The sequence below is a fragment of the candidate division WOR-3 bacterium genome (assembly GCA_039803545.1).
Taxonomy (GTDB): Bacteria; Hydrothermota; Hydrothermia; order UBA1063; family UBA1063; genus UBA1063.
Map to the genome: position 1 here is coordinate 81,486 of JBDRYS010000001.1, position 24,884 is coordinate 106,369.

22 protein-coding genes are annotated in these 24,884 nt (G+C 41.9%); 15 read left to right on the forward strand and 7 right to left on the reverse strand.

Annotated features, from left to right (window positions below; translation table 11 throughout):
• Positions 1 to 103: 103 nt before the first annotated feature.
• Positions 104 to 2,143 (reverse strand): NAD-dependent DNA ligase LigA, encoded by a 2,040-nt coding sequence (ligA, locus tag ABIM45_00400; GenBank protein ID MEO0238376.1) that lies wholly within the window; start codon positions 2,141 to 2,143, stop codon positions 104 to 106.
• A 225-nt stretch (positions 2,144 to 2,368) separates the two neighbouring features.
• On the opposite strand from ligA, the gene rocD reads away from it, so the two are divergent.
• Positions 2,369 to 3,571, forward strand: coding sequence for an ornithine--oxo-acid transaminase (rocD, locus tag ABIM45_00405; protein ID MEO0238377.1), 1,203 nt, complete (start codon positions 2,369 to 2,371; stop codon positions 3,569 to 3,571).
• 42 nt (positions 3,572 to 3,613) lie between these two features.
• On the opposite strand, the gene ABIM45_00410 is transcribed toward rocD, so the two are convergent.
• From ABIM45_00410 to ABIM45_00430, 5 genes are all read right to left on the reverse strand, one after another.
• On the reverse strand, positions 3,614 to 4,387 hold the full coding sequence (locus ABIM45_00410) for a TatD family hydrolase (GenBank protein MEO0238378.1): 774 nt from the start codon (positions 4,385 to 4,387) through the stop codon (positions 3,614 to 3,616).
• The gene (locus ABIM45_00415; protein MEO0238379.1) at positions 4,384 to 4,749 is read right to left on the reverse strand and encodes a polymer-forming cytoskeletal protein; all 366 of its coding nucleotides are present in this window, start codon (positions 4,747 to 4,749) and stop codon (positions 4,384 to 4,386) included. The genes ABIM45_00410 and ABIM45_00415 overlap by 4 nt, the downstream gene beginning before the upstream one ends.
• A 9-nt stretch (positions 4,750 to 4,758) precedes the next feature.
• Positions 4,759 to 8,625, reverse strand: a complete 3,867-nt coding sequence (locus ABIM45_00420) for a C25 family cysteine peptidase (protein MEO0238380.1) — start codon at positions 8,623 to 8,625, stop codon at positions 4,759 to 4,761.
• Positions 8,600 to 8,791, reverse strand: coding sequence for a Trm112 family protein (locus tag ABIM45_00425; GenBank protein ID MEO0238381.1), 192 nt, complete (start codon positions 8,789 to 8,791; stop codon positions 8,600 to 8,602). The genes ABIM45_00420 and ABIM45_00425 overlap by 26 nt, the downstream gene beginning before the upstream one ends.
• A gap of 172 nt (positions 8,792 to 8,963) precedes the next feature.
• The gene (locus ABIM45_00430) at positions 8,964 to 9,089 is read right to left on the reverse strand and encodes a YgaP-like transmembrane domain (protein ID MEO0238382.1); all 126 of its coding nucleotides are present in this window, start codon (positions 9,087 to 9,089) and stop codon (positions 8,964 to 8,966) included.
• 65 nt (positions 9,090 to 9,154) lie between these two features.
• Here ABIM45_00430 and ABIM45_00435 point away from each other — a divergent pair, with 65 nt between their 5' ends.
• Genes ABIM45_00435 through ABIM45_00475 form a run of 9 tightly spaced genes read left to right on the forward strand, consistent with a single transcriptional unit; the run spans position 9,155 to position 19,399 of the window.
• Positions 9,155 to 11,248, forward strand: a complete 2,094-nt coding sequence (locus ABIM45_00435) for an N-acetylmuramoyl-L-alanine amidase (protein ID MEO0238383.1) — start codon at positions 9,155 to 9,157, stop codon at positions 11,246 to 11,248.
• Positions 11,221 to 12,324: a histidinol-phosphate transaminase gene (gene hisC, locus ABIM45_00440; protein ID MEO0238384.1), complete on the forward strand. Its 1,104-nt coding sequence runs from the start codon at positions 11,221 to 11,223 to the stop codon at positions 12,322 to 12,324. The genes ABIM45_00435 and hisC overlap by 28 nt, the downstream gene beginning before the upstream one ends.
• Positions 12,311 to 12,760, forward strand: coding sequence for a transcription antitermination factor NusB (nusB, locus tag ABIM45_00445; GenBank protein MEO0238385.1), 450 nt, complete (start codon positions 12,311 to 12,313; stop codon positions 12,758 to 12,760). The genes hisC and nusB overlap by 14 nt, the downstream gene beginning before the upstream one ends.
• Positions 12,757 to 13,488, forward strand: coding sequence for a metallophosphoesterase family protein (locus ABIM45_00450; protein ID MEO0238386.1), 732 nt, complete (start codon positions 12,757 to 12,759; stop codon positions 13,486 to 13,488). The genes nusB and ABIM45_00450 overlap by 4 nt, the downstream gene beginning before the upstream one ends.
• A complete protein-coding gene (locus ABIM45_00455; protein MEO0238387.1) occupies positions 13,460 to 14,716 on the forward strand; it encodes a MiaB/RimO family radical SAM methylthiotransferase in 1,257 nt (418 codons plus the stop codon). The genes ABIM45_00450 and ABIM45_00455 overlap by 29 nt, the downstream gene beginning before the upstream one ends.
• 9 nt (positions 14,717 to 14,725) lie before the next feature.
• Positions 14,726 to 16,066: an acetyl-CoA carboxylase biotin carboxylase subunit gene (gene accC / locus ABIM45_00460; protein MEO0238388.1), complete on the forward strand. Its 1,341-nt coding sequence runs from the start codon at positions 14,726 to 14,728 to the stop codon at positions 16,064 to 16,066.
• A complete protein-coding gene (locus ABIM45_00465; protein MEO0238389.1) occupies positions 16,060 to 16,809 on the forward strand; it encodes an ABC transporter permease in 750 nt (249 codons plus the stop codon). The genes accC and ABIM45_00465 overlap by 7 nt, the downstream gene beginning before the upstream one ends.
• A complete protein-coding gene (locus ABIM45_00470) occupies positions 16,802 to 17,536 on the forward strand; it encodes an ATP-binding cassette domain-containing protein (GenBank protein ID MEO0238390.1) in 735 nt (244 codons plus the stop codon). The genes ABIM45_00465 and ABIM45_00470 overlap by 8 nt, the downstream gene beginning before the upstream one ends.
• A 3-nt stretch (positions 17,537 to 17,539) precedes the next feature.
• Positions 17,540 to 19,399, forward strand: coding sequence for a redoxin domain-containing protein (locus tag ABIM45_00475; protein MEO0238391.1), 1,860 nt, complete (start codon positions 17,540 to 17,542; stop codon positions 19,397 to 19,399).
• 13 nt (positions 19,400 to 19,412) lie between these two features.
• On the opposite strand, the gene ABIM45_00480 is transcribed toward ABIM45_00475, so the two are convergent.
• A complete protein-coding gene (locus ABIM45_00480; GenBank protein MEO0238392.1) occupies positions 19,413 to 19,619 on the reverse strand; it encodes a DUF6485 family protein in 207 nt (68 codons plus the stop codon).
• Positions 19,620 to 19,755: 136 nt separating this feature from the next.
• On the opposite strand from ABIM45_00480, the gene ABIM45_00485 reads away from it, so the two are divergent.
• The 5 genes from ABIM45_00485 (at position 19,756) to ABIM45_00505 (ending at position 24,834) form a co-directional block, all read left to right on the forward strand.
• Complete coding sequence (locus tag ABIM45_00485; GenBank protein ID MEO0238393.1) at positions 19,756 to 20,754, forward strand: mechanosensitive ion channel family protein; 999 nt, start codon at positions 19,756 to 19,758, stop codon at positions 20,752 to 20,754.
• Positions 20,755 to 20,822: 68 nt separating this feature from the next.
• Positions 20,823 to 22,229: a hypothetical protein gene (locus tag ABIM45_00490; GenBank protein MEO0238394.1), complete on the forward strand. Its 1,407-nt coding sequence runs from the start codon at positions 20,823 to 20,825 to the stop codon at positions 22,227 to 22,229.
• 15 nt (positions 22,230 to 22,244) lie between these two features.
• Entirely contained in the window at positions 22,245 to 24,083 is a 1,839-nt protein-coding gene (locus ABIM45_00495) for a glycogen-binding domain-containing protein (protein MEO0238395.1), read from the forward strand.
• On the forward strand, positions 24,062 to 24,463 hold the full coding sequence (locus ABIM45_00500) for a choice-of-anchor X domain-containing protein (GenBank protein MEO0238396.1): 402 nt from the start codon (positions 24,062 to 24,064) through the stop codon (positions 24,461 to 24,463). Before ABIM45_00495 ends, ABIM45_00500 begins: the two co-directional genes overlap by 22 nt.
• Complete coding sequence (locus ABIM45_00505; GenBank protein MEO0238397.1) at positions 24,460 to 24,834, forward strand: hypothetical protein; 375 nt, start codon at positions 24,460 to 24,462, stop codon at positions 24,832 to 24,834. Before ABIM45_00500 ends, ABIM45_00505 begins: the two co-directional genes overlap by 4 nt.
• The last annotated feature ends 50 nt before the right edge of the window (positions 24,835 to 24,884 follow it).

Here is a 24,884-nt window from a genome sequence, read left to right on the forward strand (position 1 = left end):
TTGGCCTCAAAGAGGTAATTCTTGTTACCACTTGTTACATAAACCCACTGGGATGGACGCGTCCAGAAAAGGTTAATTATGATAAAGTAGCGGATGTATTTCCTTATAATGCTCCAGCCTCCTTCAGGAGTTTGAGAAATTCCTCTTCATTTAAAATTTTTACTTTAAGTTCCAGCGCCTTCTGGTACTTAGATCCGGGGTTTCTACCAACAACCACAAAGTCCGTGTTTCTGGAAACAGAATTGGAGACCCTTCCACCAAGGGCTTCAACCTTTTCCTTAGCCTCGTCCCTGGTCATGCTGTCAAGCTCTCCGGTGAATACCACGGTTTTTCCCTTGAAGGGGGATTCGGCAACGGGTTTTGCTGTTTCTTCTTCAAAGGTGATGCCTGCATCCAGGAATTTTTTAATTATTTGCCTGTTTTGTTCATTCCGGAAAAATTCGATAATACTGGTTGCTGTTTCGGGACCTATGCCGGGTATAGAAATAAGCTGGTCATAGGTTGCGTTCATTAATTTGTCTAAGGATTTAAATCTTTCGGCGAGAACCTTCGCGGTGAATTCACCGACATTGGGAATTCCAAGGGCGTATAGGAAACGAGCAAGCGTTGTTTTCCTTGCCTTGTTGATCTGGTCAATTAAATTCTGAGCCGACTTGTCTGCAAAACCTTCAAGGGTAAGGAGTTGGGATTTTTTGAGATAGAAAAGGTCCGCGACATCTTTAACCAATCCACGATCCACTAATTGCTCGGCTACCTTTTCACCAAGTCCCTCAATATCCATCGCTCTTCTCTGGGCAAAGTGGCGGAGATGTGCCTTCAACTTTGCAGGACATTGCATACTGACACAACGGTAATATGCTCCCTCCCTGACCACTTTTGCTCCACAAACGGGGCACTTTTCTGGAGGGAGAATTTCCTTTTCCTCTCCGGTCCTCGCTTCTTTTATAACCTGAACAATATCAGGAATGACATCCCCTGCACGCTGGACGACTACCCTGTCACCTATCTTTACGCCGAGTCTCTGGACTTCGTCAAAGTTGTGGAGTGTTGCTCTCTGGACAATGACTCCTCCCACCTCGACAGGTTCGAGAATTGCAACAGGTGTAATTTGTCCAGTTCTTCCAACCTGATATACAACGTCAATGATTTTAGTAGTTTTTTGCCTCGGCTTGAATTTTCCCGCTAAGAAGTATCTTGGGGTCCTCGCCGTTGTTCCCAGCTTATCCCACAACTCCATATCATTGACTTTTATAACGATGCCATCCAGTTCGTACTCTAAGGAATCCCTAATGTTTTCCATATAGCGGTAATATTCGATCACTTCCTCAATATTTTTGCATACCTTTCTTGGGCTGGAGGCTTTGAATCCCCACTTCTCGATGGCCTCGAGGGCTTCTGAATGGGTTTTGAACTTGATCCCTTCCACCACACCAAGGCCCCAGGCGATAAAGCCCAGCTTTCTCTTTGCGGTGATATTCGGGTCAAGCTGTCTTAAGGAACCGGCGGCTGCATTCCTTGGGTTTGCAAAGGTTGGTTCACCTCTCCTTGCCAGCTCTTCATTTAATGCCTCGAAGTCTTTCTTTTTCATTATTACCTCACCACGGATTTGTACCTTTGGTGGAATTGGGAACTGGGGTAAGAGTTTTAGGGGTATTGACTTTATGGTTTTTGCGTTGAGAGTTACATCTTCACCCTTTAAGCCGTCTCCCCTTGTAGCAGCTGTGGTGTAAGTGCCGTTTATGTATGTTAATTCACAAGAAAGTCCGTCGAATTTAGGTTCAACAGCGTATTCTATACTCGCTGTTAAGGGAAGACCAAGAAATCTTTTTATACGCACATCAAAATCCCTTATTTCATCTTCATTTCTTGCGTCCTGAATGGAAAGCATTGGTATTTCGTGTTCAATTGTCCCAAATTCTTCCTGAGGTGGGGCCCCTACTCTCTGGGTAGGTGAGTCGGGGGTGACAAGGTCAGGGTAAAGACTCTCCAGTTCCTGTAGTTCTCTCATTAGTTCATCATATTCGGCATCGGAAATAACAGGACTATTTAAAACGTAATAGCGATAATTGTGGTAATTGATTTGGTCTCTTAACTCCTTAATTCTCTTCTCTGCCTCTTCACGGGAAAGAAAACGCTCAACCATAAACCTCACTCCTGTTAAGTCTTCAAATAATAATAAGTTAAAGCCCTCATTAAATCAAGGGGCAAACAGGACCCGGGAGTAGACCTTATTTAGGGCGTGGGAAATAGGGTCATATAAGTGGGTCATGAGTCAGCTCCTTAGGGCTTGCCTAAGCTTATAGGTTGTCTTGCCCCTTTGTTTTTCCTTTCACAATCGCTTAAAATTAAGAAAAAAGGAGGTAACCGAATGAGCCTTACAGAAGAATTCATAAAAGAGGCTGAAAGGTATAGTGCTCATAATTATCATCCTCTTCCTGTTGTTCTGTCCAAAGGTGAAGGAGTTTGGGTTTGGGACGTTGAAGGAAAGAAGTATCTTGACTGCTTAAGTGCTTATTCTGCTGTGAACCAGGGGCATAGGCATCCAAAGATTATCAATGCTCTCATTGAACAGGCAAATAGAATAACGCTCACTTCGAGGGCTTTCCACAATGATAAGATGGGTGCTTTTTTGAAAAAGTTGTGCGAAGTTGCTGGCTTTGATAAGGCGCTTCCTATGAATACAGGTGCAGAGGCGGTAGAGACCGCTATAAAGACTGCGAGGAAATGGGGGTATTTAAAAAAGAGGGTTGAGGAAGACAAGGCTGAAATAATAGTTTGTGAGAACAATTTCCATGGCAGGACCATAACGATAATCAGTTTTTCTACCGAACCCCAGTACCGGTTCGGTTTTGGTCCCTTTACTTCCGGATTTAAGGTAATTCCCTTTGGAGATGCAGAAGCCCTTGAAAAGGCAATAACCCCAAATACTGTAGGTTTCCTTGTGGAACCTATTCAGGGGGAGGGAGGAGTTATTGTACCTCCTGATGGGTACTACAAGGCTATCAGAGAAATCACGAAAAAACATAATGTTCTCCTTATGGCCGACGAGATTCAAACGGGATTTGGAAGAACTGGAACCCTTTTTGCAATGGACAGGGAAGGGGTGAAGCCGGACATTCTCATTGTCGGAAAGGCCCTTGGTGGAGGTGTTTACCCTGTTTCTGCTATTCTTGCTAATAACGATGTGATGGATGTCTTCAGGCCTGGTGACCATGGCTCCACCTTTGGTGGAAATCCCCTCGCTGCTGCAGTGGGAATGGCAGCCATTGATGTGATAATTGAAGAGAGATTGCCGGAAAGAGCCGAAGAACTTGGTAATTACTTTATGAAGAGGCTTAGAGAGATTAATAGTCCCTATGTTAAAGAGGTGAGGGGGAGAGGCCTTCTTATCGGTGTTGAAATTAAGAAAGAGTATGGAACTGCACGGCCATTCTGCGAGAAGCTGATGGAACTTGGAATCCTTGCGAAGGAGACCCACGACCAGGTGATTCGTTTTGCACCACCACTGGTAATTACAAAGGAAGAGATCGACTGGGCACTTGAGAGGATTGAGAAGGTATTAAAAGCTTAAAATTTTGAGGCCCCCTTCTTGCAGAAGGGGGCCTCTTTATTTTTAAGAGTTTTCTGAAATTCCAAAGGCTTTTAGGGTATTCTCGTAGGTTATTCTTGCCAGTTCCTCATAGTCAATTTTCTTGATGTCACTTATCTTCTTGAGTACGTGTCGTACGTAGGCAGGCTCATTTCGGCCTTTCTCTAAGGATGGCGTCAAATAAGGGGAATCCGTTTCGATGAGGATTTTTTCCGGTGGGACTAACTTTGCAACCCTAATTAATGCATCGTTCTTGTATGTAATGGTCCCTGAGAAGGAGATGTAGTAATTTTCCCTTTGTAAAATGATTTCTGCTTCTTGGGGGCCACCGCTAAAGCAGTGGAAGATCACAGAGACTAAGCTAAAGTCTTCAATGATATCAAAAACCTCTTTGTATGCATTCCTGACGTGAAGTATAACGGGCTTTTTTAAGCCTTCAGCAAGTTGAAGGAATTGTGTGAATACTTCCTTTTGGACCTCCTGAGGAGAATAATTTTTGTAAAAGTCGAGGCCGATTTCACCGATGGCAACTACCTTTGAGCTCGATTTTACAAGCCTTTCTATCTCTTTGAGGGTAGCAGGAGTGAACTTTTTTGCATCATGGGGGTGAAGTCCACAGGAAGCGTAAAGATTGTATTTTTCTGCTAATTCTACTGCTTTAATTGAAGAAGGTAAATCATAGCCCGGTATAAGGATCTTCTCAACACCAAAAGATTTTGCCCTTGATAATACCTCTTCTAAATCTTTCTTAAATTGCGGGTCGTTTAGGTGGCAGTGAGAGTCGAAAATTATTGCTATTTTACCTCCTTAGGTGTACCTTTTTGCATCGAGCAAGTGCCCTCAAAAATTACTCCTTCTTCCACTACTAAGGTTTTACAGGTCAGTTCCCCTGTGAATCTGGCGGTAGATTCAAAGACCACTTTTTCTTCAATGTGGAGTTTTCCACGAATTGTCCCTCCTATTACTGCCGATTTTGCGGAAATTTCGTCACCTTCAACAAGGCCTGCCTTTCCGACTATCAGTGTTCCCTGTACCTTTACGTTCCCTTTGAATTTTCCATCTATTCTGGCACTGCCAAGAACCGATATGTTACCTGTAACTTCGGCCCCCTGGCCGATTATGGTGTCCATTTTTTCTTCTAAATTTTTTTCTGGTGCCATTTTAACCTCCTATTTTCCAACGACAAAGGCTTTTATTATCTCTTGCTTTTGATCATCTTCTGCTTTTAAAGAGAGTTTAACAACGTAAAGGCCATTCGAAACTCTATCACCAAAAAGGTCCCTGAGGTTCCAGGTAACCTGGTTAAAACCTTCGGGGTATTCTGTTTCAACGCTTTGGTAGATTTTCCTTCCGGATATGGTATAGATTTCAACCTTTGCCCTCGCGTTTTTATTGATTCTAAAGGTAAAGTAAACCCTATCTCCTTCGCTTACGGGATTGGGGAAGATGAGAAATTCATTGCATAGGTTGGCAGAACTTTTAAGTTCTAAGGTAAAACTTTTCTGGCTCATGTTATTTAAATTGTCGTAGGCAACAACTTTGAATTCTCTTTTACCAGGCTGTTCCGCGGAAAAGGGGTAATTGACTTCACCTTTGGTGTAGGAATTCGGATAAAATTCAAAGTAGGGAGTTAAATCGATGAAATTATTGTCCATAAGAAGCATAACCCCTTTCTCCTCAGCGAAAACATTATATAGGTTTATGCCGGAACTGTCTTCCAGGACAACTTTAAGGTTGAAAGAAAGGGGTGCTTCCGTGACTTTAGCTGCTTCTTTGCCATTAATGAATACCTCAATATCTGGTCCCGTACGGTCCTGGGTTGAAACATTTCCGAGGGCGGTGGTTAAATTAGGTATGTATTGAGCAGAGATCTCATTATCAATTTCCTTTTTAAGGATTGAGAAGCAAAAGCCCGTTCCAGTGTCGGCCGTTCCAGCGATGAAAAAGGAAATGGAGTCGTTTTCGCCTTTTGGGGAGAAGGGCGCCCGGTAAAGTACCTTGTTTTCACCTAAGTAACTAACAGAGACTGTAGGGTTTGGGGGGTTCGTGTAGGTTTCGATGTAAGGCTTATGGAACAGGAGGGCGTAATATTCAGAGTTGTTTTGCAGGTTTGTCAACCCAATGGTATTTTTTCTCGCAATCCAGAGTGTATCAGGTGGAAACAGGTTTGTAACAGAATCAGGTAGTGGAAGATAGACAATGGTAGTGGGATCACCAAATAGGTGATAGTAGGTCAGTGATTGACTGCCGGCTTTTGCCCTGTTTACGATTTCCCCAAGAGGGTGGAGCTTTCGGTCGGAGAGGATGCTGTGGATATTGCGTCCGAAGAAGTAATTAATGGATACAAATTGACCTATGCTCGAACCGACAGTTCCTATGCTTTGATTGTAGACGCTCATATACTCTGCAATCCCTAAGGGCGGATTTTCTCTGGTAAAGGCCCCTACCTTACAGGAGAGGAAAAGGCTGATAGGATTTTTATAATTGGAATTGAGTAAAGGCAGATCCTGAAGGAGAAGCATTTGCTCATGGGTCAATTGAACAGGATTGCCGTGCCCGAAGAAGGTTGTCAAGAAGTTGCCCTCGTTGAATTTTCTGATGAAGTCCTTCTTGGCCTCCTGCCCTCTTCTGTTTCTGTCAACACTGTTTCCAACCACACCATAAGAGGTTTCGTAAAGGAGTTTTACCTCTAAGAAAGGTGGTGTTATAGAGGTATCAGCTCTGATGCTGTTTGCAAGAGGGATATGGAACCCTATCTCGGTTGGGGTTCCACTTTCACCGTATTCATCGTCTGCTATGAAAAGGACTCTGGTGCGCCAGTTGTTAAAAACAGTGTTACTTTCGTATTTGTATAGTTTGTTTAAGAAAATTCCCAACTGTTCCTTTGTTCTGAAGGGAATCCTCCCAATAAAGAGTTCAGCAAAGCCATTTCCGTCAAAGTCTGCATAAAAATCGTCCCTTGCGCCCTTTTCTTCTTCGATATCCGTTGAGAGGAATGGCTCAAAGGCGGGGACTAAGTTGCCCCCGGCTCCGTTAATGTTTTTGTAGTCGTAGCAGGCGTCTCCAAAAAGTCCAACGTAAATAAGGTTGCCGTTTTCCTTTTCGTATTGGTATTTCAAAAAGTTTCTGATGGAAACGGGGTCATAAACCCCATATCCAAAGTCCCTCATTATGTCTTCGACGGTGCAGATTTCGACCACTCCATAGGTTTTTTGCCATCTTCCGTCTACGTATTTTAGTAAGTTCTTTTCCCTGTAGTTTTTGTAAGATAGAAGGGAAGAAACAAAAGCCCTGGGCGTGATTATTATGTAGTCAATGTTGTTCCTTAAGTTGTACAAAGCTCCCGCCTTTGGTGAAAGTTCAATTTTCACTGGCTTTTTCATGGAAGAGGCAAAGTAGTAAATTTTACCCGGCATTAAGGTATCGGTAAAATATTGACCTTGCCCATCGGTATTAATTTTTAACTTTTTGGGTTGATAGGGATTTGTAATATCGAAGATAGCCAAAACCTTTTGCCCTACAAAGAGCCGTGCCACTGTTGTATCGGGGGCACCATAAAAAGCAACTTCATTGCTGAGGGCTGAGGTCTCTTTTTTGTAGTAGAGGGTAAAATAGTCAATGTAAACCCTGTCCTCGGTATTTGTTGAAGTAGTGGAAAGCTGGCATTTAAGGGTATTTGATGACCTTATGGTACTGACAATTCCGAAAAGCTCTCTCAATGCATAGTTTGAAGAGATATCCCCTAAAGTATCCTTGCCATTAAGGATGGCTTTAAATTGATGAATGGAACGCGTTGCACCGGCGTATTGGATTCTGAAAAAGCCAGAGTTTGAAGAAGGCGATGGAAGGTCAAAATTGTAACTGATTTCCGCTACTACGGACGAAGAAGGCCTAAAGATTTCTTCCCCAAGCCATAGCAGGCCTTTCCAGGCAATGTTTATTAGATCCCTTTCGTAGTGATAATAGGTGTAAAGCTCTCTAATTTCACGGTTAGAGACTGGATTTTTTTCTCTATAGGTTTCGCCTGGGATACCGAAGGCTAACCAGACGGAAATCGTATCGGTGTAGGGATTCTTGAAGTACTTTATCTTACGCACAATCTCAATTAACGAGGGTTCATTGCCTGTTGAGTAATTTCTCAACCCTTTTGGACCGGGAGAGAAAAATCTCAACTCATCGCCGCTATTAAATATTCCGTCCCCATTTTTATCAAGAATTTCAAAGGGGATTTTTCTGAAATACTCGTTGGTATCATTGGGAGACGATGGCAGTGTATCCACCGCCCTTATGAAGAGCGACAGTTCCTGAATTGGAAAGGAATAGGAGAGGCCAGATTTGGCAAGGTCTTCATAGGACACTGAGTAAAAACCTTCCTCCACTATTTTAAACTGGAACCAGAGCACGCCTTCTTCAAAGGGGTTGCTTTTCTGTAATTTTGGCTTAGTGACAATTACTCCAGAATAGTTCAGGAAATTGGGCTCCAGGTAGGAATCGTACCAACCCCTTGTCAGTGAAAAAGTTTGTTTTTTTTCGTTAATGGAAATTACTATTTCCGCTTCTTTAATGTACTGGAAAGTTTTAGCAGAGGGGTCGTAGGAGTAAGGCGTAAAAAAGATGAGTGCCGTTGGAACCCCATTGATAATCTCTGTTTCGCCCTGGTAAACTATGTTTTTTGAAGGTACTTTTTCACCCTGGTAGGTTGAAAATTCCAAACTCAGCCCATCATCTTTGAACTTTGGTACTGTAGGTAGAAGGAAATTGCTGTAGGTTTCAATACTAATTGGTCTTACGGTACAAGTGAATTTTGCCGTTGCATTTAGGGCCACTTTGACTTCATAGTATGGCAAAAAGGGAGCGTCGGGAGCGCTGGAGAGCAAAAGGTCACCTACAGGAAAAAGGTATCTAACTTCCTTTGAGTCAATGAAAGTGGCGAAAAAGTCGGGGCCTTTAAATCTTAATATTAGTTTGTCATCCAATTTTTTTTTGATCGTGAAGAGGTCCGAGAGGAAACTAAGAGTTAGGAGTAGAAGGATCATTTATAGGCTTTGCCTCCTCCACTATAAGCACGGGAATATCATCGATTACGGGGTACTGCAACTTGCATCTTGGACAGATAAGCAGGTCTCGTTCCTTATCGTAAATCAAATCACCTTTACATTTTGGACAACAAATGAACTCAAGAAGTTTTTCCGGTATCGGCATGGGTAAAATTATAAAGACAAAATGGTGTAAATTTCTCGCACATAATTACTATATTTCGCTTTCAAGGTTTTTTGGTGATTCTCTTCGGCCGAAGGAAAAAATTTGAGTATACTTAAGTGATTTTGACTATCTAAGTATTTACCCTGCTTATTTGCTCTGGACGGCAGACCTTTTACATTGTTGAAATGTTAAACAATTTGTAAAGTCCGCAGTATCTTGTGATGGCAGTGATAAGTAAAAGGAGTCCTATGATCAGGAGAATGATTTTCAAGGGTTTACTCATCTGTACCTTGAGCACGGTGCCGAGAAGGGTTTTGACAATGTTTGCTTTTACTTTCGCAATTTATCATTTAAAATTAGCACATGCGCTCTCATAAACTAAGGGTGGTTATCGATCCTGGGCACGGTGGACAATCCGCCGGTGCGGTCGGACCATCTGGACTTTTGGAAAAGGATCTGAATTTAAAATTAGCCTTACTTTTAAAGGACCGTTTAGAGTCTAAATTTCAAGTTTTTCTAACGCGGGAAGAAGATGTTGATATCCCATTAGAAGAAAGGGTAAAATTTGCGGAATCGAAAGATGCGGACATTTTTGTTTCCATTCATTTTAATGCCGATGCATTAAAAAATCCCAATTTGAATCGCACGGAAATCTATTTCCCCTTTGAAGAAAGTGGACCTTCAAAGGACCTCGGAGAAACGATATGTGAAGAGTTCAGAAATCGCTTTGATATACCGTGTATTGGACCTATTCCATCGAGGTACACGGTGTTGAGGGGAAAAACACCCGTAAAGGTTTTGATTGAATGCTCCTATATTACAAACCCTGAAGAAGAGCAGAGGTTGGTGGAAGAAAAGAGGCTGGAGGAAATTTCAGGGATAATTTCGGATTCGCTTGTTAAGTTTGGTGAGCTTGGCTATTGCCGATATACAGGCTTTGAGGTGAGGGATGAAGCGATAACTTTTACTTTCAGCGAGGAAGTTTCCGTTGATAAAATCGAAGTACTGGTAGATGAGGAGGAGTTTCGATATTTTACAGTGAAGGGAAAGGAAGTTGCCCTCCTCAGGGAGTATCTCCTTGGCGGGAAACACTTAATAGAAATCAAAGGGGAAACCTTATCAGGAAGAAGTTTACCTCACGTAATGGAAATTATTGAATTGGAACCGAAGGTCGAGTATTTCACTGCATCGATATTCCCGTATGCGGGATATCAACTCCTAAAAATTAGGGCTTATGACAAGCATTTAAATCCCATTCCGGAAGGTGTTCGCTTAAGCGTTGAAAAAATTGAGGCCAGTGTAAGAGCAGTAAGGAGGGGAATTTATAGGCCTGGTGAGCTGGAAACGATTGTGGAAGCGAAAAAGGAAATATCTGACAAAACTGGCTCTTTTTATATCCTTTTAAAAGGTGTTAAGGACGAGATTAAGCTTAATTTTTCCATCGGTAATCTGGATGGCAGGCTATCCGTGGAAAATGTGCCAAAGAGAAAGACCAATATCACAGGTTTTGTTTATGACGAGATTACCAGGGAGCCTTTGAAAGGTGTTCTCATTGAGGGTGAAGATTTTGTAACCTTTAGTGAGAAGTTTGGGATTTTTGAACTGGAGAGGAGCAAGGAAGAGGAAAAGGAGAAGGTTGTTTTTAAAAAGGATGGATATTACGACCTGGAGACGGAACTATCTTCAGAGACCGTTGACAAAATTTACATGAAGCCCCTTTACAATGGTGTCCTTTTGAATAAAAGGATTCTCGTTGACATTGATAACAGGGATTTCTTAGAACCTTATTCTCTGAAAAGAAGCTGGAAAATTGCAGAAAATCTTGCTTTACTTATAAAACATGCAGGTGGTATCCCAGTGTTGACAAGGAGCTATCCCTGGCAGGAGATCGACGATTATGTTAAAGTAAAAAGGGCGGTGAGAGAAGGTGTTGATGCTTCTCTCCAGATCAGCAACTCAAAATTACATGTAAAGGACGATTTTTACGTGTTTTACTACGAAAGGAGTGAGGATTCGAAAAAACTTGCAGAGGATGTCTCAAAGGTTAAACTCTTTAGGGATGACCCTAAAGGCTCGGTTTTGCCTTACGGTAACTATTTCATAATTCAACTGTCTGGTCCACGAATTGCCATTAATTCAAGGGGTGTTTTTGAAAAAGAGACTGAAGGGGAAGATAGCGCCTCTAAATTCATAGCACTTAAAATATTTGTAGGTTTGCTTGAATACCATGGCTTCTCGGGAATTTACCACCGAGAGTATGACGTCGATGCGGAATTGCTTTCCAAAGCTGAAATATATTCGGAAGATTTTCCCATTAGCATTGTTTCAAGGAATCGGGTTAGGCTTTTATTCTCAAGACCCGATTCAAAAATTGTCATTGCAGTGAAAAATGGAAAAAGAGTTTTAATTAGTAAACCTTTGGAGGGGAAATGCATAACCTTGCCCGATGGAAATTGAGAAGTGTTAAGCCTTATGTCCCTGGCAAGCCGATTGAGGAGCTTGCAAGGGAACTTGGAATTACAGGCGAGATAATTAAACTGGCTTCTAATGAGAATCCCCTTGGGCCTTCCCCGAAAGCTGTGGAAGCCATCTCTAAAAAGCTCAGTGAACTTAACCTTTACCCCGATGATGCAGCTTACAATCTGGTTAAGAAGCTTTCCGGAATAAATGGCTTAACAATTGATGAAGTTATTCTTGGGAATGGTTCTGTGGAGATAATGCTGATGATAGGCCTTGCCTTTGTAAACCCAGGGGAGAGCATTATCACATCAGAAAAGTCCTTTATAATGTACAAAATAGTGGGGGAACTCATAGGTGCCAACGTGATTGAAACTCCCATGTCGGATGGAAAGATCGACCTTGAGGCGATTCTAAGGGCAATAAAAGAGGATACTAAGGTGATTTTTATCGCAAACCCAAACAATCCAACAGGTACCTTTTGTGAGAAGAGTGAGGTTGAAGATTTCATGAGGCGGGTACCGGAGGATGTGATTGTGGTCTGGGACGAGGCTTACTATGAGTACATAAGGGGAGATAAGTTCAAGGAGACTATTGAGTATGTTAAGGATAGGAAGAATGTTATTGTTTTGAGGACTTTTTCAAAGATCTACGGGCTTGCAGGGCTCAGGGTGGGTTATGCCTTTGCGAAGAAGGAGATCATTGATGCATTAAGGAGAACTCGCTTGCCTTTTAATGTAAATAGCCTTTCTCAAGTAGCAGCTTATTATGCTCTTGATGATAAGGAGCATGTAGAAAAATCCTTAGAGGTTAACAGGAAGGGTCTTGAATACCTTTACAGGGAGTTTAAAGCCCTTAATTTAAGATATTACGAATCTGCCTGTAATTTCATACTGGTGGATTTCGGGATGGACTCTGACATCCCTTACAATTACCTTTTAAGGAAGGGAATTATAGTGAGGCCTGTGAAAAATTACGGTTTGCCTACCTCTCTGAGAATAACGGTGGGGACACAGGAACAAAATGAAAAACTGATAAGGGCTATTAAAGAATTTCTTGGACATGGGGATAGCTGAGTCCCGAAGGGTAGCAAGAGAACTGGCCCTAATGGTTGTTTATTGTTCCAAGGTTAAGGAAAGGTTAAAGGCAAAGGATTGTGAAAAGGAAGTGTTGTCCCTTCTCGATGAGGAAGATTTGCAAATTTCAAAAGTGGATGAGGAGGCGAAGAGGTTTTATAAAAAGCTTATTGACGCCTACGAAGAGCATAAAGACAAAGCACTGGAACTTATAGGTCAACATTTAGAAAGATGGGAAATCGAGAGAATGAACCACCTTGACCTGGCGATTCTCGAACTGGGTGTATGTGAACTTCTTGGAATTGGCGATGTAACTTACAAAGTTACTATTTCTGAAGCGGTGAACCTTGCAAAGAAATTCTCCTCAAATCGAGCGCCTCTTTTAGTTAATGCAGTAATGGATTCTATTGCTAAAACCTTAGGATTGGCCCAATGAGATATTTAGTGGTTTCTGATATCCATTCGAACTTGCCTGCCCTTAAAGCGGTACTTGCCAGGGCAAAAAGAGTGGGTTATGACAAGATAATTTGTCTCGGGGACTTCGTAGGATACTATACCAGCCCAAATGAGGTGGTGGAGCTATTGAGAGGAGATCTTGCCATAGCGGTCATTGGAAACCATGATCATGGGCTTTTGCATCCCCAAACCATTACCCTTTACTTTAACGATTTGGCGAGGGAGGCGTTATTTTACAATATCAGCATAATTTCAAAGAATACCCTGGAGTTTCTGAAATCCCTTCCTTTTACTGCGGAGATGGACGGTTTTATGTTTGTGCACGGTACCCCTTCAGACCCTGAAGCCTTTGAATACATTTACTCCAGCGTTCAAGCAGCGCGTGAGCTCCGGCTAACTTCAAAGAGGGTGATATTTTTTGGACATACCCACATTCCTGTCATTTACGAGTATGACGAGGAGAAAGATAGAGTCATTACTGTTGAAAAATACGTGAGGTTCAAAGAAGGGAAGCGTTACTTAATAAACCCTGGTAGTGTTGGACAACCCAGGGATGGAAACCCTGAAGCCAGTTTTGGCATCCTCGATATGGAGGAGGGAATTTATCGAAACTATAGAGTAGAGTATGATGTTTTTGAAACTGTATCCGAAGTTATCAAGGCCGGATTAAATCCCCTTCTTGCTGAAAGACTTTACGATGGATTTTAGCTCCTTTTATATTGAGACCTTAGGATGCCCCAAAAATGAGGTAGATTCGAGAATAATCCTGAGAAGACTTAAACTCGAGGGGAAAAATCCTGTTGAACCTGAGGAGGCTGATGTAATCATCATTAACAGTTGTGGCTTTTTGGAAGAAGCGATCGAGGAGCTCAAAGAGAGGATTTCCTACTGGCAGAAAAGAAGGAAAAAAGTTCTTGTCACAGGTTGCGCTGTTGAGAGATATGGAACTGGCTTTTTGAAAGGAGGAAATTTAGAACTTGTAAGAATAGACAATCTCGCCGGAGAAGGGAAAATAAAGGATATTTCGAGACAAACACTTTTACCGAGTTTCGAAAACCAGGATTTTTCAAGGGTTTCTTTATCTCATTATGTAAAGGTGCAGGAAGGTTGCACTCGAAGGTGCAGTTACTGTGTAATCTCTAAATTAAGGGGTCCCTTGCGCTCTCGTCCCATTGATGATATTGTAAGGGAGATAAGGCTTTTAATGGACAAAGGGGTAAAGGAATTTGTTTTGATTGCTCAGGATTTGACTCTTTACGGAGTAGATATCGGCCTTGACCTTGGTTCCCTTCTTAAGAGACTTCCAGAAGGTCCCTATTACCGGCTCATGTATCTGCATCCCCATGGCATTAATGAAAGGCTCATAGGAATCATAAAAGACATTCCAGGGATTCTTTCCTATCTCCACATCCCAATTCAACACGTGTCAGATAAAGTTCTGAAATCTATGAAAAGAGCTGGCGGAGAGAGAGCGGTAAAGCGAGCCATTGAACTGGTGAGAAAATATCTACCCGGATTTTTTATTAGAACCGATATTATGGTGGGTTATCCCGAAGAAAAGGATGAAGACTTCGAATTATTGCTTGACTTTTTGGAAAAGGAAAAGCCTGAAAGAATCGCAATTTTTAAGTATTCTCATGAGCCTTCTGCTACATCATACAGGCTTAAAGACCTTGAGCCAGAGATTAAAGAGGAACGCTATGAAATTGCTTACCAAGTAGCTAATGAGGTAATGGGAAAGGTGCAGAGGGGGCTAATAGGGAAGAGGATCCTCGCATTTTATGAGAAGGGAGAGGGTTGGACCCAATACGATGCAAAGGGAATAGATTTTGGTATAGAAATAAAGGGGGTTAAAAACCATACCTGGTTTGGATTTGCAGAGATTTCCAAAATCAAAGAAAATCTTGATGTTGTTGGTTTTCCATTAAAACTTTAAAATAACAACATGTTTAAGAGAGTTCTTGTTGCCAATAGGGGAGAGATTGCCGTTAGGGTAATAAGGGCACTTAAGGAACTGGGAATTGAATCTGTTGCAGTTTATTCCGAAGCAGACAAGGATTCCCTGCATGTGGAAATGGCTGATTATGCTATTTGCATAGGTCCTGCTCCTTCCAAAGAGAGTTACCTCAATTTTTCTCGAATTCTTAGCGCTGCGGAGATCGCTGGAGTTGACGCCATCCATCCTGGTTATGGATTTTTATCAGAAAATCCGGACTTTGCGGAACTTGTAGAGGCGAGCGGTTTTGTTTTTATCGGGCCTTCTTCATCGAGCATCAGGCTTATGGGCGATAAAATTGAGGCAAAGAGGAGTATGAAAAAAGTTGGTGTCCCGATACTTCCAGGTACTGAATCCCCTGTTTCCTCCCTCGATGAGGCTATAAAAATAGTCAAAGAGATAGGTTTACCTGTGATTATCAAGGCTGCAGCGGGCGGTGGTGGAAAAGGGATGAGAGTAGTTAGGGATATGGATGCCCTCGAAAGGGCTTTTAACATGGCTCAAAAGGAGGCGGAGGCTGCCTTTGGAGACCCAAGGGTTTACATTGAAAAATATATCGAAAGGCCAAGGCATGTTGAGGTTCAAGTAATTGGTGATCGCTATGGGAATATGGTTCATTTAGGTGAAAGGGAATGCTCCATTCAACGGAGGCATCAGAAATTGCTGGAAGAATCTCCTTCTCCTGCTGTAACGCCGGAGATGAGGAAGAAAATCGGTGAATATGCTGTTAAGGGTGCCCTTTCCATCGGTTATTATTCAGCTGGAACCCTCGAATTTTTGCTTGACCAGGATGGTAATTTCTATTTTATGGAGATGAATACTCGAATTCAGGTGGAGCATCCAGTCACGGAATGGGTAACCGGAATTGATATTGTAAAGCTTCAAATTTTAATAGCCATGGGTGAGAAATTGAACTTAAAACAGGAAGAAATTAATTTTACAGGGCATGCGATAGAGGTTAGGGTTAATGCTGAGGATCCGGAGCGGGGCTTCACCCCTTCACCTGGTAAAATCGAACTTTTACACTTGCCAGGTGGTCCGGGAGTCAGGGTCGATACCCATATTTATCAGGGTTATACCATACCCCCTTATTACGACTCATTGATAATGAAGATTATCGTTCATGACCGGGATAGGCTTTCTGCTATTTCCCGGATGAAGAGGGCCTTGGAAGAAACAGTTGTTGACGGGATAAAGACTACTATACCTTTCTTCCTCAAATTGCTGGAAAACGAGGATTTTGTTCAAGGTAAAGTAGATACCCATTTTCTGGAACGATTCAAGTGGTAATTCCTTTTTTTAGAGAGATTTTAAGAAATTTAGGCTCCTATTTTTTGATGGTTTATTACTCGATTTTAGGCATTTCCTATTTAAAAAGAGAGGAAATTCTTAAACAGTTGGAGTTTTTTGCGATTAGCTCTCTTTTCATCGTTGCCCTCGCTGCATCTTTCACAGGCATGGTAACCAGTGTTCAGAGTGCTTATCAGATCAGGGACCTTTTACCCCTCGACCTTCTTGGTGCCGGGGTAGGTAAAATGGTTACCATTGAACTTGGACCTGTATTGACCGCGCTCATTCTCGCTGGTAGGGCTGGTGCCGCAATCGCTTCAGAAATTGCAACGATGAATGTTACTGACCAACTTGATGCCATGGAAGTTATGGGCATCGATCCCTACAGGTATTTAATTCTGCCGAAGGTCGTTGCAGGTACCTTAGTTACTCCCCTTCTTGTGGTTTTTGCCGATTTTATGGCGATATTGAGCTCTGCAATAGTCTCAAAGGTCATGCTCGATGTCGAATATTCAACTTTCTTGAGGTCCTTTCAAGATTATTTTTACCTTAAGGACTTTCTCGGGGGTCTATTAAAGGGGGTTGTTTTTGGTTTTATAATTACAACGGTCAGCTGCTACATGGGGATTACCAGCCGAGAGGGTGCAAGGGGAGTTGGCCTTGCGACTATGAGGGCAGTGATCTACTCCTCTGTTTTTGTTCTGTTTTTCGATTATATCCTTGGGAGTTTGATTTATGGCTGAGGTTGTGAGGGTCGAGAATGTGGTCAAAACATTTATGAACAAGAAAGTTCTAAACTCGGTAAGCTTTAGCGTGAATGAGGGTGAGACAGTCTGCATTCTTGGTAGAAGTGGAGCAGGCAAAACCGTTTTGCTCAGAATAATAGTCGGACTTTTGAGGCCTGACAAAGGTACCGTTTATTTGTTTGGTAAGAACATCTTTAAAATAAAGAGGGAGGAGTTATTTAAACTCCGTGAAAATGTAGGATTTGTCTTTCAAAATTCTGCTCTGTTTGACTCTTTAACGGTCTTTGAAAATGTAGCCTATCCTTTTTTAAAAAGGGAGATTCCAGCCGAGGAGTTAAGGGAAAAGGTCCTCGAAATTCTTCGACTTGTGGAGATGCAAGGAGCTGAAAATTTGATGCCTTCTGAACTTTCTGGCGGCATGAAGAAACGAGCTGCCATTGCAAGGGCCCTTGTAACAGAGCCTAAGCTGGTTATCTATGATGAACCAACCGCTGGCTTGGACCTTGCTACAGGAAGATCGATTGTAAATATTATAAAAAAGTTAAACGAAGAGAGAAAAGCCACCTCCATAATTGTGACCCACGATCTTGAGGTGGCTTCAACCCTTTCAGATAGAATACTCCTTTTGCATGAAGGTAGGATTGTAAAGGAATTGAAGCCAGAGGGCTTAAAAAATGGCTTAGATAATGAGTTAATAAGGTTTTTTAGCACGAGGGAGGGTTAAAAAATGAAGAACAAAAGGAGTGTATCCATTATGATGGTGTCGTTGCTCTTACTTTTTGTTTCATGCAGGTCCTATGAAGTGAAGCCTACGAAGCCCCAAATGGGAGAAAAGGTTGAAGTTACTGTAAGAGGAGAGTTTAAGTCGCCGCTGGTGGAGGTGGTCTATCTCAAAGAAAATCTCGACTTTGACTTTGATGTGATACCCGCTAAGGTAGAGCAAAAAGCCATTTCTTTCGTTATAACACCTGATACTTTAACTTCTTATGTGATATGGAGGGTTGTAGACAGCAATGTAGTATATTTCCCCGATGGCGAGGGCCTGATGTTTTATTACGGTAAGAAGCCGATGCCCCTCGCTTATTACTATAAAGGCATGCATACTGAGAAAGCTATTCCATATCTGGTTGAATTGAAGCCTGAGGAGCAAAAGAAAATCATAAGAAGGGCCGAAAGAGTTTACAAGAAGGGTTTAAAGTATTATCCTTCTTGTCCAATGTGTTTTGCAAGGCTAAAAATATTGCAGTACTTTAAGCTCAAGGACGAACGGAGCAAGGCAAAATATCTATCGGAGCTCGAAAATGTTACGGATTCCCTTTTCAACACAGGAGATTTAATGGCACAAGTAGCCGCTTTTAACGTTGCCTATTTCTTCTCCTCTGCTAAGACTTACGATTACTTCAAGTATCTTTCGGAAAATCCTTTCATTCCCGGCGCTCTCGACGTAGCGATGAGCTATTTATATCAGTATGCAAGGAATTTAAACCCCAAAGAAGGTGCGAAATGGCTCGAGATAGGGTTAAATAAGTATGCAGACTATATTAAGGAGCCATCCTCGAGAATTAAGAATATTTTGAGGAATTACTACTATTCCCTCTATTATGCCTACATTGTACAAGGGGATACAGTAAAGGCGATAGAATACTTGAGGAAGTTACAGCAAATTTTTCCGATGGATCCATCGCCATACGTGGTTGAAGCCTCATTGAGAATGGAAATGGGAACAATAAATTATAGGACTATTGACAGTCTTCTTGCTACTGCAGAAAAGTGCTTTAATCCCATTGCTTATTCTTACACTTACCCCTTTTATGACACCGAATCGAGGGATAAAGCTGTAAGAAGAAATCTCACTGACCTTTACAGGGTTGAATCTCGGTACTTTACAAACATTGGTGATACAGCAAGGGCTATTGCGGTGCTTGAAAAGGCCATAGAGGCTCAGGGGGGTGACCTCTATGCTGACTATGGTGATCACGAAGAGCTGGGCGACTTACTCCTTGCTACTCGAGACCTTGAAAAGGCTATTAAGCATTACGCCTATGCCATAATTACGGGTGCGGAAGAGGATCGTATTGTTAAAAGTCTTGAGGAAAGACTTAAATCTATTAAAATAGGCGAAGATTCCGCTCGGGTTCTTATTTCAAATATGATGAAGACCATTGATGAAAATCGGATCTCTGCGCCGGACTTTATTGTTGAAACTATTGATGGCAAAAAATTGAGCTTGAAAAACCTTAAGGGTAAAGTAGTGGTATTAAACTTTTGGGCGACCTGGTGTGGGCCTTGCAGGAGAGAGATTCCAGAACTTAATAAATTAGTTGAAAAATATAAAGATAATACCGATGTGGTTTTTGTAGCAATCACCAACGACCTAAGAGAAAGAGTGGCGAACTTCCTGAGTAGTAACGAGTTTAAATATAAAGTCGCCTTTGACGTGGATAGTGTTTACCAGAAGTACAATGTAACTGCGGTTCCTACCCACGTGATAATAGACAAAGACGGGTTTATTTCTTCTCGAATTGTAGGGTCTCTCCCCCAAATGGATGAAATTCTCAGCAAGAAGATTGAAAAGCTACTAAAGTAGAGTTAAGGCTTAATTAGCCCTTCTTTTTGTTGTAGATTTCAATAAAGTACTCGATGGACCTATCGTAGGTCCTTTCGGCCTCAGGTGGGAAGTAGCAAGCAGGAAGCTCTCCATGGGCCCTGTGGTAAGCTATGCAATCACAACAGATACCCTTCCTCGGGCAGGTAGGATAAGAACAGGTGCAACGATTTTTTAAATTGTAGTCCTTTTTGCATTCCATTGGATGCCTCCTGTTTTGGGAAAATTTTAATTAAGCTGCGGCGGATGTTCAAAGGTAAATTCTGGCACTGATGTTCCTTCAGTTCTGAATTTCCTTTGTTTGGCATTATATTATTGGACAAAATCTGGGAACTGCGATGCATAATTACTTGAAAATTGCATTGTTTCTGACTGCTGGTACTTTAACAGGTCTTCTCATAGATCAGTTAATTCTAAAGAAATTACTCAGGGTTTTTGAGAAATCGAAAAGGCAAGGTGAAGAGGCAGTCGTTTGGTCTCTACGGTACTGGGTGATCCTGTGGGCTATTCTAATTGCCTCTGATATCCTTGTAGGCCAGATCAAACTTGAATCTTCTACGGTAAAAGGCTTTAGGCAATTCTTTTGCATAGTTGCAATAATTTCCTTTACTATAGTTTTAGCCAGACTATCGGGAAAACTGGTAGATATATCCATTTCGAAACTTAAGACTGCTCTACCTGGGGTTAGTCTTCTTACTAACCTCGCTCGCATAACAGTTTATATTATTGGTGGCCTTGTTCTTTTACACACTCTTGGGATTTCTATAGCTCCTATTCTTACGGGTCTTGGGATAGGAGGCGTTGCTGTAGCATTGGCCTTACAAAGCACACTGACAAACTTGGTTGCGGGGATTCAGATAATTGCAGGTGGAAAGCTCAAGGTAGGAGATTATGTTAAGCTGGAAACGGGAGAAGAGGGGTACGTTGAAGATATAACCTGGAGTAATACTTTAATCAGGGACCTCTCTAACAATATGATAGTGGTGCCCAATTCCCGCGTGACGACGTCAATTTTTAAGAATTACTACCTACCGGATGCAGAGATGTCTGTGGGAGTCCCTATTGTGGTTTCAGTAGAGGCAGATCTTAATAAGGTTGAAAGGTTGTGCGTTGAAGTTGGTAAGGAAGTAATTCAAGAGGTCCCTGGTGCTGTGAAGACCTTTGAGCCTATAGTTCGTTTCAGTAGTTTATCTGAGTGGGGATTGGTTGTGAATGTTTTTTTCAGGGTTATTAATCCAAGGGATCAGTTTCTTTTGAAGCATGTCTTCTTAAAAGAGATTATCACGAAATTCCAGGAAGAGGGCATCAAGTTCCCCATCCGATTCCCCCAGATTTAGTTTAGAAACTTAATTCTTTGTCTTTAAACTTTGACATTATTGCAGTTTTGCTTTAATCTTTTTTCACTATGGTTACGTTACTTTTGCTTGTTTCATCTCCAATAGTGTTGAATGGGTATTTCGAGGGGGAGTATCTTGCGCAAAAGTCAAGGCTTCCAGTGAATTGGGATATGTGGAATCCCAAGAACTATTTTGAAATGAAATTCACGGTTAGTCCTTCCCCCGGTTTAAATGGTTTTTTCTCCCTCTCGGCTCTTTCAAATTCTAATGGGATGCGGTTTTTTATGAATCAGGGCCACCTTTCCTACAGGACTTCCAATACTGAGACTACCATTTTCTCAAGGGAGGATAGATTCTGGATATCCAGTCCCCTTCTATTTTTAGTGAATACGGACAGGGTAAAGGATGATGCCTGGGGTCCGAAGGCTGAAGGTGTGAGAATGGATTTGTGGGAGTGGAAGGGGTTTTACGCCACGGGAATTGCATCAAAATTCAGGACCTGGGATGGAGAGGCCTACCTTGCTTCTTTGACCAAGAAGTTCGGTGATCGATTCGAGATCGGAAGTATCTACTTAAAAAAGGATTGGAGAGGACCAGGAAATTCCTTTAACAGTGTCTATTCAATAAATGGAAAGACTCACATAAAAGGACCTCTTAACTTAAGGTTCGAGGTGGCAAGAAGTATTCATCCTTCTCAACTGACCCCGCGTAAAAGTGATGATTACGCCTTTGAACTGGAGTTTAGAAGAATAAGATTGAGAAATCTATCCATTGCCTGGAGTTTCTTCAATTACGGTATCGATTTCATTGACGAGTTCTCTAATAAGTTCAATCTTAATTTTGATAGGGAGTTTGATAGGCGTGGCGTCTATGGCGAGTTTGTCTATCTCGTCCCTTACAAAGCGGTTAACCTGATCTACAAGACCCGTTATTGGGAATCGAGATTTGATGAAACATACCCGGGATTCTTATTACCCCACAGGTACAATAAATGGTGGAACTACGGTGAGATTTACATCGAATATTACGGAGGGGTCTCTTCTAAGTTTTATGTTGAATCCTTGAAGGATACTGCCCAGACCTGGAATCACCTCTTCTTTGAAATCGGCGGCGAAAATAATCTGATGAAACTGCGGCTTCAATATAAGATTATGGACCTTGGCATTAATAGAAATGGCCAGTCTGTTTACTATTCCATTGGGGAAAGGCACTTGATAGGGGCTGAGTTGAGGGTAAATCTCACTCAAAATCTCTTCTTTTACAGCAGGGCTGCAGTTGGTATGGGAGTTGGTCGTTCCTGGGAAAGCCTTTTCCTGCAATTGGGCTACAGAGGCATTAAAAACACTGAAATATTCTTAGAATATGGGGAACCTGGACACACGGACGGGGACCTTGTAAACGACTGGGATTTTTCCAACAATCCTTACCTCAGGACAGAGGATAAGGCAAAGTTACTTGTAAAATATTGGTTCTGAAAAAGGAGTATTGATATGCAAAACCTTTTAATCCTTGCCCTCATTTTTCAAGGGGTTAGTTCAACGCCTCAGGGGGTCAAATTTGAGTATTATAACCCCCAGGCGAAAACTGTATACTTAGCTGGCGACTTCAATAACTGGTCTACCACTTCCCATCCTATGAGGCGAGAGAGTGACGGTACCTTCTGGATCGTTGTTAAACTGGCACCAGGCAAGTATGAGTATAAGTTTGTCGTTGATGGACAGTGGACTGCTGATCCTGACAACCCCGTAACTGTAGGTGTTTATGGCAATTCCCTCGTGCGTGTTGGAGAGAATTACGCCATTCTACCGCCTGAAATGGCAACCAATACCCCTGTTAGCTCCATTGTGAACTTTAATATTGATGCCCGCGGGTACTTAAAGGCGGACAGGGATACGGTTGATGGAGGTAAGTTAGGGTACAGGGTTTTCGATTACATGCAGGATGTAAAGGTTGATATGGATGCGAACCTCGAGGATAAGGCAGATCTATGGATTAGGATCCGTTACAATACGAAGACTGACAGAGAACAACAGACTCAATTAATTCCTGTAAAGTTTGAAAGGGGATTTTTCAGTTTGAAGGGTGGAGCCTTTAACTTCAATGCCTTCTATAATGCCGACAAGATTGCTGGTCCTGATCCTTTTTCTTTGCTCAGAGAAGTAGGGGAGTTTAGGCGTGACTTTGGTGATGGTGAGCAGGGCGTGATGCTAAACTTAAGCAAATTTCTCATTTTTGACGATTTGCATCTTGCTTACTCGAACAATATCCTTCAAGATAGGGACCTTTTCTATGCCAATATGGGTAAAAGACTGGGTAACTTCAGCCTTGGAATGGTTTATCGTGGACAAAGGGGGCTTGAAAAACTTTACAGGGTTCCTTCTCCCGATAGTATGAAATCATATGACACCCTTCTCTATTTCAATACCTATGAAAATGAAAATCTATATGGAGGTTATCTGGGTTTCGATGCGAAAAGGTGTGTCCTCACTGCTGGAGGTTTACTCGGAAACAGGATTCTTGAAGCAGGTGAAAAATACATTGGTGATACGCCATATCCGGTTCATCTGAGCTGGCCAAAGTCAAAAATCATTAAAGGTATTTTCTCGATTAAGGGATTTACAGGTAAGTGGATAAATTCGGCCTGGGTCAATTATGAAAAGCATTATTATGACAATTTGTTTGTAAAGGGAGGAAGCCAGTTTTTCAAGTACTGGCGCTTTGGCTATAGCAACTCTTACAATGGGTACTTTGGGATTAATTTTAAATATACCATTTTGAAAGCCGACTCTTTCATGAACTGGAAGTATCTTTTCGAGGACTTAGAAAACCAGAGGCTTGAGTATGGCGAATTTCCGCTTATTTCTTACTCCCATTATCTTACTTTCAATCCATACGTGAAGTATAGGTTTAAGGCCATCGGATTTAAGTACGATTTGAAGTGGAATGCCTATGCTTTGAACCAGAAGCCTTATACCCTTGAAAACCTTTTCCATGTGGATTTGAAAGTTTGGAAGCCTATTTTGACTTATGAGTTGAGAACCTATACCGTGAAGAGTTCTTTCCTTGGTCTTTCAAAGACTTATGTTGATCACTTCGCTGAAATCGCTTATCCTATCGGTAAAAATGCTATGCTCTCCTTGAATTATGGCTATATGCCGTGGAATCTGGAAGACGAGTATTTTGCGAGGAGGGAGTACTTGATTGAGCAAGGTGTTGATTACTCCTTGCTGGTGAACAATTTCAGGGGCCTCGGTACTTTTCTTGACCTGGCTGAGACTTCTTTATCAAAGGAAAGGGGTATTCAACTATGGTTAAAAATAGCCTTTTAGCACTAATATTGCTTGTAAGTAGTTGTGTGATAGTGAGTCAGATCAAGCCAAGGGTGCCCGCTCCTCATAAAACCCCCGAGGGGGTGGTTTTTCAGTTTTATGCTCCATCGGCTATGTATGTGAACCTTGCTGGTGACTTCAACCGCTGGTGCGGAACTCAAGATGGCCCCTTCAATCCAAATATTGGAAGAATGTATGACGATGGTACTAACGGTGACAAGAAGGCGGGCGATGGGATCTGGACTATAATTTTACCTTTGAAACCCGGAACTTATCAGTACAAATACGTGGTGAATGGAACCAGCTGGTATCTCGATCCTTCCAACCCCGAGACAGTGCAATCAGGACCATATACCAATTCCCTTTTAAGGGTGGAATGAAAAGGGCAATCCTAAAATACATGGCGGGATTTGCATTGCTCTTGCAAATCTCTTTTCTTATTTACTCAATTTTATACCTTAGAGAAAGCGTAGAGGAGGATGTTCACATCGCCTTTTTAAGGATCACTTTGCTAATTGGAAGTGCTATGATGGTAATTTTGACACGCTACTTTTTAAGATTTATAGGGATTGCCCGAGACTCGATAGGCGCCTTTCTCGTCCAGATTATTTCTCTTTTACCTGCAATAATAATTCCTATTGGAGGGTTCATCTTTGCCTATAGAGCGAAATCTGGCGGAGAGTATCTCTTGTTTTTTGTAATAGGGCTCTATCACCTTATAAGATATTACCCTGTGCTGATAAAGATTTGAAGGGGGCGAAATGCTTGGTTTTTTAAAATATTTAAGGGGACCATTTTAGG